The organism is Streptantibioticus rubrisoli (genome assembly GCF_024436055.1).
Lineage (GTDB): Bacteria > Actinomycetota > Actinomycetes > Streptomycetales > Streptomycetaceae > Streptantibioticus_A > Streptantibioticus_A rubrisoli.
Genome location: NZ_JANFNH010000019.1, coordinates 92747 through 100043 on the forward strand (window position 1 = coordinate 92747; position 7297 = coordinate 100043).

Consider the following 7297-nt stretch of genomic DNA (forward strand, 5'->3'; position numbering starts at 1 on the left):
ACGGGCTCGCGAAGGCCGATGGCACCTGGCTGCGGGCCAGCAGCGGCGGAACGGGCGGCACCGGCCTGCCCGGACACCGATGCGCCGCTGGTCCTCGCCCACCGCTCCGCTTCCAGCACTCGCCGCGCCGTCTCCGCCGCGCTGCCGACCGCGGTGCTCTTCGACCGTGACGGCACACTCATCGAGGACGTGCCGTACAACGGTGCCCCCGAGCGGGTGCGGCCGGTGCCCGGAGCGCGCCGGGCGCTGTCGGCGCTGCGCCGCCACGGCATCCTGCTGGGGGTCGTCAGCAACCAGTCCGGCATCGCCCGCGGACTGCTCACGCGCGCGGACGTCGACGCGGTGCGGCGGCGGGTGGAGGAGTTGCTCGGGCCGTTCGACATCTGGGTGGTCTGCCCGCACGGTCCGTACGACGGCTGCCGTTGCCGCAAACCCGCCCCGGGGCTGATCCACACCGCCGTGGCGCGGCTGGGCGTCGAGCGCCAGCGGACCGCCGTGATCGGGGACATCGGGGCCGACGTCGACGCCGCTCGCGCCGCCGGTGCCCGCGGCATTCTGGTGCCGAACGAGCAGACCGACCCGCGCGAGGTGGCCGCCGCGGCAGAGACGGCCCCCACGCTGCTGACGGCGGTACTGGCCCTGCTGGGCGGCGAGCCGGAGGCCAGCCGATGAGGACCTTGGTGCTCCGCCTGGACAATCTCGGCGACGTACTGCTCGCCGGTCCCGCCGTGCGCGCGGTGGCCGCCGGATCCAGCAGCGTCACCATGCTGTGCGGGCCCCAGGGAGCCGCCGCCGCCAGGCTGCTGCCCGGCATCGACGAGGTGCTGGTGTGGGAGGCGCCCTGGGTCGGCTACAACCCGCCCGAGGTGTGCCCCGAGGACGTGCGGGAACTCCTGCGCGTCCTCACACTGCGCCGCTTCGACCGCGCCTTGGTCCTGACCTCGTACCACCAAAGCCCCCTCCCCGCGGCGCTGTTGCTGCGTCTGGCCGGGGTACCGCGGATCGTGGCCGACAGCGAGGACTACCCCGGCAGCCTGCTGGACCTACGCCACCAAAGAGCCGCCGGACGGCACGAGGTACAGGCGGCGCTGGACCTGGCGGCGGCCGACGGCTTCCCGCTGCCGCGCGGAGACGACGGGCGACTGAGAATCCTGACCCCGCCTAGCGCCCGGCCGCTGACGGGTTCCGGGGCCTATGTGGTGGTGCACCCCGGCGCGTCCGTCCCAGCGCGCATGCCCAGCGCGGGGCGGATGGCCTCGGTGGTACGTGCCCTGACCGCCGCGGGTCACCGGGTGGTCGTCACCGGCGGTCCGGACGAGGTGGCGCTCACCGCGGCGGTCGCCGGCGGTCGCGCGCTCGACCTGGGCGGCCGTACCGGGCTCGCCGAGTTGGCCGGGGTGCTCGCCGGTGCCGAAGCGGTCGTCGTCGGCAACACCGGACCGGCACACCTCGCGGCGGCCGTGGGCGCTCCCGTCGTCTCGTTGTTCTCCCCCGTCGTGCCCGTCGAGCGCTGGCGGCCCTACGGGGTGCGGCATGTGATCCTCGGTCAGCAGAACGCGGCCTGCGCCGGGAGCCGGGCCCGCCGTTGCCCTGTGCCGGGCCATCCGTGCCTGGACTCCATCACGTCCCAGGAGATCGTCAGGGCCGTGGACCGGCTTGTCGCTTCCCAGAACCTGCACACCAAGCCACCACCAGCGCGGGAGGTGACCGCGTGAGAATCCTGCTATGGCATGTTCACGGCTCCTGGACGACCGCGTTCGTCCAGGGACCGCACAGCTATCTGCTCCCGGTGACACCGGACCGGGGGCCGGACGGCCTCGGGCGCGCGCACACTTTCGCCTGGCCTGAGTCGGTCAGGGAACTGCCACCGGACCTGCTGGCGGACGCCGAACCGGACGTGGTGGTGCTCCAGCGCCCCCACGAGGAGGAGTTGGTACGGCGATGGCTGGGACGGCGCCCGGGCAGGGACATCCCCGCCGTCTACCTCGAACACAACGCGCCGCACGGCCAGGTGCCCGACACCCGCCATCCGATGGCCGACCGCGACGATGTGACACTGGTCCACGTCACTCACTTCAACCGGCTGTTCTGGGACAACGGCGGCACCCGCACCGAAGTCATCGAACACGGCATCCCGGACCCCGGTCACCGCTACACCGGCCGCCTACCGCACGCGGCGGTGGTGGTCAACGAACCCATCAGACGCGGCCGCACCACCGGCACCGATCTGCTGCCGCGGTTCTGCCAGGCAGCGGTGCTCGACGTGTTCGGCATGTGCACCGAGGGCCTCGCCGCGCACCTCGGCCTGCCTGCGGACCGCTGCCACACCAGTGACCTTCCGCAGGCCGGGCTGCACACCGCCCTGGCCGAGCGCCGGGTGTACGTCCACCCGGTGCGCTGGACCTCTTTGGGGTTGTCCCTGCTGGAGGCCATGCACCTGGGCATGCCCGTGGTCGCGCTGGCCACCACCGAGGTGGTACGCGCGGTTCCCGCGAGCGCGGGGGTCGTCTCCACCGACCCCGAGGAACTGGTGGCCGCCGTGCGCACCTATGTCCGTGATCGCGATGTCGCGGCCGCGCACGGCACCCGGGCACGCCAGGTGGCACTGGAGCGGTACGGGCTGAAGCGGTTCCTGTCCGACTGGGACCGAGTTCTGGAAGAGGTGAGCCGTCGATGACGCAACTGAAGGTCGCCCTGGTCTCCGAACACGCCAGCCCCCTGTCCGCGCTGGGCGAGGTGGACGCGGGCGGGCAGAACGTGCACGTGGCGGCGCTCGCCGGGGCTCTCGCCGACCGGGGACACGAGGTCACCGTCTACACCCGGCGCGACAGCAGAACCCTGCCCACCGAGATTCCGCTGCGCGACGGTGTCACCGTGCACCACGTACCAGCGGGCCCACCACGGCGAATACCCAAGGACGAACTCCTCCCCCACATGGGGAAGTTCGGCGTCTACCTGGACCGCCACTGGTCACACCACCCACCGGACCTGGTGCACTCGCACTTCTGGATGTCCGGTCTGGCCGCCCTGCGCGGAGCCCATGACCTCGGCGTTCCGGTGGTCCACACCTACCACGCCCTGGGCACCGTCAAGCGCCGCCACCAAGGGACGGCCGACACCAGCCCGCCGAACCGGATCAGCCTTGAGATCGCCATCGGGCGCGCGTGCCACCGCATCATCGCCACCTGCCGCGACGAGGTGCGCGAGCTGCACGCCATGGGTATCCCCACAGAACATGTGCGCGTGGTGCCCTGCGGCGTGGACGTCAACCGCTTCGCCCCCCATGGCGACACGGCGGAACGGCACGAATGGCCGCGGCTGCTCCAGGTCGGGCGCCTGGTTCCGCGCAAGGGCACGGACCTGGCGATCGCCGCGCTCGCCCAGGTTCCGGCCGCGGAACTGCTGGTCGCGGGCGGCCCCCCGCTGGAACGGCTGGCAGGCGATCCGGAGGCCCGACGGCTGGCCAAACTGGCCGCCGAAGCCGGGGTCGGCGACCGGCTGGTCATGCTGGGCGGCATACCGCGCAAGGACATGCCCGCCCTAATGCGCAGCGCCGATCTGGTGCTGTGCCCGTCGGTGTACGAACCGTTCGGCATCACACCACTGGAGGCGATGGCCTGCGCGGTGCCCGTGGTCGCCAGTGCCGTCGGCGGCCACCTGGACACGGTCGCCCATGGCACCACCGGACGGCTGGTCACCCCGGCGAACGCCGTCGAACTGGCCAACGCCATCAGGGAGTTGCTCGGTTCCCCACGGCTGCGGGCCGCCTATGGCGCTGCCGGACGGCGCCGGGTGCTGCGGCGGTTCAGTTGGGACCGGGTGGCGGCGGCCACCGAACGCGTCTACGACGAGGCCCTGGTCAACGCCCCGCGGGGACCGGCCATCCGTACCCAGGCCACCGACACCGGGACGGCACGATGAATCCCTCCTTCGACAACACCACGGGCATCCGGAACGCCGAACGGCGCTGCGCGGATCCGGCCGCCGAGCACTGCCTCGTCCTGCAAGGCGCCCTGGTGGAACTGCGCCGCGAACACGCCCCCCTGCTCACCGGATGGGGGCGGCTACTGGCGGGCGTCCTGTCCGGTGGGGGTCGGCTGCTGGCCGCGGGAAACGGCGGCAGCGCCGCACAGGCACAGCACCTGACCGCGGAACTGGTCGGCCGGTACCGAGCCGACCGCCCCGCGTTCTCGGCGATCTCCCTGCACGCCGAAACCTCCAGTGTCACCGCCATCGGCAACGACTACGGGTTCGAGGAGTTGTTCGCGCGGCAGGTGGCCGCGCATGGCCGCCCCGGTGACGTGCTGGTGCTGATGTCCACCTCGGGGCGCAGCCCCAACCTGCTACGGGCCGCCGACGCCGCGCACGAGCGCGACCTGGTGGTGTGGGCGATGACCGGACCGCGTCCCAATCCGCTGGCCACCCGGGCGGATGCCGCACTGTGCGTCAACGCCGAACACACCGCGACCGTGCAGGAAACCCATCTGGTCGCCCTGCATCTGCTCTGCGAGGCGTTCGACGCTGCGGTGGCCAGCGCCGCGGCCGACGAGACCATCTCCGTGCGCCCGCTCGGCGGCGCCGCGGACCACCAGCCTGATCCGGCAACCGCGGACAGGAGGTGATCACCGTGCGGGCAACCGTATGGCACGGCAAGCGCGACGTACGCGTGGACACCGTCCCCGATCCCGCGATCAAGGAGCCAACGGACGCGATCGTGCGCATCACGTCCAGCGGACTGTGCGGTTCGGATCTGCATCTGTACGAAGTGCTCACCCCTTTCATGACCGAGGGCGACATCCTCGGACACGAGCCGATCGGCATCGTGGAGGAAGTCGGCCCCGCGGTACCCGGTCTCACGGCGGGCGACCGGGTCGTGGTCCCGTTCCAGATCGCCTGCGGCACCTGCTTCATGTGCGGCGAAGGCCTCCCCACCCAGTGCGAGACCACGCAGGTCAAGGAAGAGGGGACGGGCGCCGCGCTCTTCGGGTACACCAGGCTCTACGGCGCGGTGCCCGGCGCGCAGGCCGAGTACCTGCGGGTTCCGCAGGCGCAGTTCGGACCGATCAAGGTCCCGCACGGGCCACCCGACGAGCGGTTCGTCTACCTCTCCGACGTCCTGCCCACCGCCTGGCAGGCGGTGCGCTACGCCGGGCTGTCCGAGGGCGGCACGCTCGCTGTTCTGGGGCTGGGCCCGATCGGCCGCATGGCGTGCCGGGTCGCCTTCCACCTCGGCGCCGCCGCGGTGATCGGCGTGGACCGGGTCCCCGAACGGCTCGACGGCGCTCGCCAGGACGGCGTGACCGCCCTGGACCTGGAGACGTTCGACAGCCAGGGCGCCCTGCTCGACGCGGTGCGCGAGCTGACGGCGGGCCGCGGTCCCGACGCGGTCATCGACGCGGTGGGCACCGAGGCGCACGGCGGCCACGCGGGCGCGCTCGCCCAGGCGGCCGTCGGGCTGCTGCCGCACAGCTGGGCGGCGTGGCTGACGCAGAAAGCGGGAGTGGACCGGCTGAGCGCACTGCACCTGGCCATCGCGATGGCGCGCCGGGGCGGCACGATCTCGGTCAGCGGGGTGTACGGCGGTGCGGTCGATCCGCTGCCGATGATGACCATGTTCGACAAACAACTCCAGCTGCGCATGGGCCAGGCCAACGTCCGCCGCTGGAGCGATGAGATCCTCCCCCTGCTCACCGACGACGACCCCCTAGGCGTCGATACGTTCGCGAGCCACCACATGCCGCTGGACGACGCCCCCAAGGCCTACGAGATCTTCCAGAAGAAGGCGGACAGCGCGACCAAGATCCTCCTGCACCCCTGAACGTCGTCGGCGTCCCGCGTCCTTGATAGTCGCGTCCTTGATCGTCGGCAGCGAACAGGGCACCGGCTCGGCTCGCGCCCGCCACGCCGGGCCAGCCGTGCCGTCGCCGCACGTCACCGTGCCGTGGTGCGGACGACCGAGGCCCGGGAGACGTCGGCCATCGAGTGGCGTGCGGCGAAAGCCGTCCGCTGGAACCCCGCGCCGGTGCCCCGGCTGAGCACCTGGCCCAGCAGGCGTTCGGTGGTCATCGCGTCGTCTTCGGGCAGCGTCCGCCAGACGTGACGCAGCAGCGCCCGCAGCACCTCGGCGGCGGCGGCCGGGGTGTGCGTCAGCGGGTGGAGCAGCCGCCCGTACAGACCGAAGCGGCTGGCCCGCCAGGCAGCGAGCCGCAGGACCTGGGCGGAGACGGGGTCCGCGGGGCGGCCATCGCGCCAATCCCGCGCCGCGGTCTCCACGAGCCCCCGGACGAGTGCCGCCACCAGAACCGCGTCGTCCGCCTCCAGGCAGACATCGGGAACCCGGACCTCCACCGTGGGACAGTGGTGGGACAGCCGCGCGTCGAAATAGATCATGCCCGTGTCCAGCAGGGTGCGTGTGCGCAGCAACTCGCCGACCAGTGCGTGATAGGCCTTGCTCGAACCGAAGAGCTCTGTGGGACCGGAGGTCGGCCAGCGGCTCCACACCTGGTACCGATAACTGGCGTAACCGGTATCGCGGCCGTGCCAGTACGGCGAGTTCGCGCTCAGCGCGATGAGTGGCGCCAGCCATGGCCGAATGCGGTCGATGACCGCGACTCCCTCCTCGTCCGACTCCACCTCGACGTGAACGTGGCAACCACAGCTGAGCTGCTCATGCGTGGTCAGGCCGAACGTCTCGGCCATCCGCCGGTAGCGCCGCGACCGGCTCAGCGTGGGATCGACCCCCAGTGGTGAGGTGGCCAGCGCCGCCACCTCGGCGCCCACTTCGCGAGCGCCGCGCGACAACGCGGCGCGCCCCACGCGGATTTGCTCGGCGAGTTCCTCCAGTTGAGCGCACGGCCGGGTGGCGACTTCCAACTGCTCTGACTGAAGTTCCGCCTGGAACCCGTTCGCCTTCCCGGACAGCTCCATGACCTGCCCGCCGACCGCCTTCGCCGCGCCGGAGTCCGGGTCGACCAGCAAAAGCTCCTCTTCCACACCCAGGCGGCGCACTTGGCATCCGGCAAACGCGCGTCCACCACGACGGCGCAGGAGCGAATGCTCACCCATGCCCACTCCTGACCACTCAAAGGGGGCAACGTTCGGCTCATCGAAAGCCACGCACAGTGATCGGCTGTGCGTGAACCAGTCATCGCATTTCCATGATGCTCCCCGAACGCCGCCTGGCTGCGGTGGTCGGCTCGGGTCGCGATCGCGGCGTGCTGCCCGCAGGCTGGGTACTCGGGCGCCGTGGACGGCGCCGTGAGCGGACCGGTCTTTTGCTGGTGCTTCACCCCGGACG

General features: G+C 71.9%; 7 protein-coding genes. 6 read left to right on the forward strand and 1 reads right to left on the reverse strand.

Annotated elements, in window-relative coordinates:
• Positions 1-18: 18 nt before the first annotated feature.
• From NON19_RS17600 to NON19_RS17625, 6 genes are read left to right on the forward strand one after another with little or no spacing between them, the layout of a single operon-like run.
• Positions 19-672: a D-glycero-alpha-D-manno-heptose-1,7-bisphosphate 7-phosphatase gene (locus NON19_RS17600; RefSeq protein ID WP_308213703.1), complete on the forward strand. Its 654-nt coding sequence runs from the start codon at positions 19-21 to the stop codon at positions 670-672.
• Positions 669-1715 carry a glycosyltransferase family 9 protein gene (locus NON19_RS17605; protein ID WP_255929162.1) on the forward strand — a complete coding sequence of 349 codons (1047 nt, stop codon included), beginning with the start codon at positions 669-671 and terminating at the stop codon, positions 1713-1715. Before NON19_RS17600 ends, NON19_RS17605 begins: the two co-directional genes overlap by 4 nt.
• Entirely contained in the window at positions 1712-2677 is a 966-nt protein-coding gene (locus tag NON19_RS17610) for a glycosyltransferase (protein ID WP_255929164.1), read from the forward strand. Before NON19_RS17605 ends, NON19_RS17610 begins: the two co-directional genes overlap by 4 nt.
• Positions 2674-3921, forward strand: coding sequence for a glycosyltransferase (locus NON19_RS17615; protein WP_255929166.1), 1248 nt, complete (start codon positions 2674-2676; stop codon positions 3919-3921). The genes NON19_RS17610 and NON19_RS17615 overlap by 4 nt, the downstream gene beginning before the upstream one ends.
• Complete coding sequence (locus NON19_RS17620) at positions 3918-4622, forward strand: D-sedoheptulose-7-phosphate isomerase (protein ID WP_255929168.1); 705 nt, start codon at positions 3918-3920, stop codon at positions 4620-4622. The genes NON19_RS17615 and NON19_RS17620 overlap by 4 nt, the downstream gene beginning before the upstream one ends.
• Before the next feature lie 5 nt (positions 4623-4627).
• Entirely contained in the window at positions 4628-5818 is a 1191-nt protein-coding gene (locus NON19_RS17625) for a zinc-dependent alcohol dehydrogenase (RefSeq protein ID WP_255929170.1), read from the forward strand.
• 113 nt (positions 5819-5931) lie between these two features.
• Here NON19_RS17625 and NON19_RS17630 read toward each other — a convergent pair whose 3' ends face one another.
• Positions 5932-7065 (reverse strand): carboxylate-amine ligase, encoded by a 1134-nt coding sequence (locus tag NON19_RS17630; protein WP_255929172.1) that lies wholly within the window; start codon positions 7063-7065, stop codon positions 5932-5934.
• Between the last annotated feature and the right edge of the window lie 232 nt (positions 7066-7297).

What these genes read in the sequence shown, in the direction of transcription:
- NON19_RS17620 (WP_255929168.1), top strand. Translation starts at nt 3,918, where the DNA reads ATGAATCCCTCCTTCGACAACACCACGGGCATCCGGAACGCCGAACGG.
- NON19_RS17615 (WP_255929166.1), top strand. Translation starts at nt 2,674, where the DNA reads ATGACGCAACTGAAGGTCGCCCTGGTCTCCGAACACGCCAGCCCCCTG.
- NON19_RS17630 (WP_255929172.1), bottom strand. Translation starts at nt 7,065, where the DNA reads ATGGGTGAGCATTCGCTCCTGCGCCGTCGTGGTGGACGCGCGTTTGCC.
- NON19_RS17605 (WP_255929162.1), top strand. Translation starts at nt 669, where the DNA reads ATGAGGACCTTGGTGCTCCGCCTGGACAATCTCGGCGACGTACTGCTC.
- NON19_RS17600 (WP_308213703.1), top strand. Translation starts at nt 19, where the DNA reads ATGGCACCTGGCTGCGGGCCAGCAGCGGCGGAACGGGCGGCACCGGCC.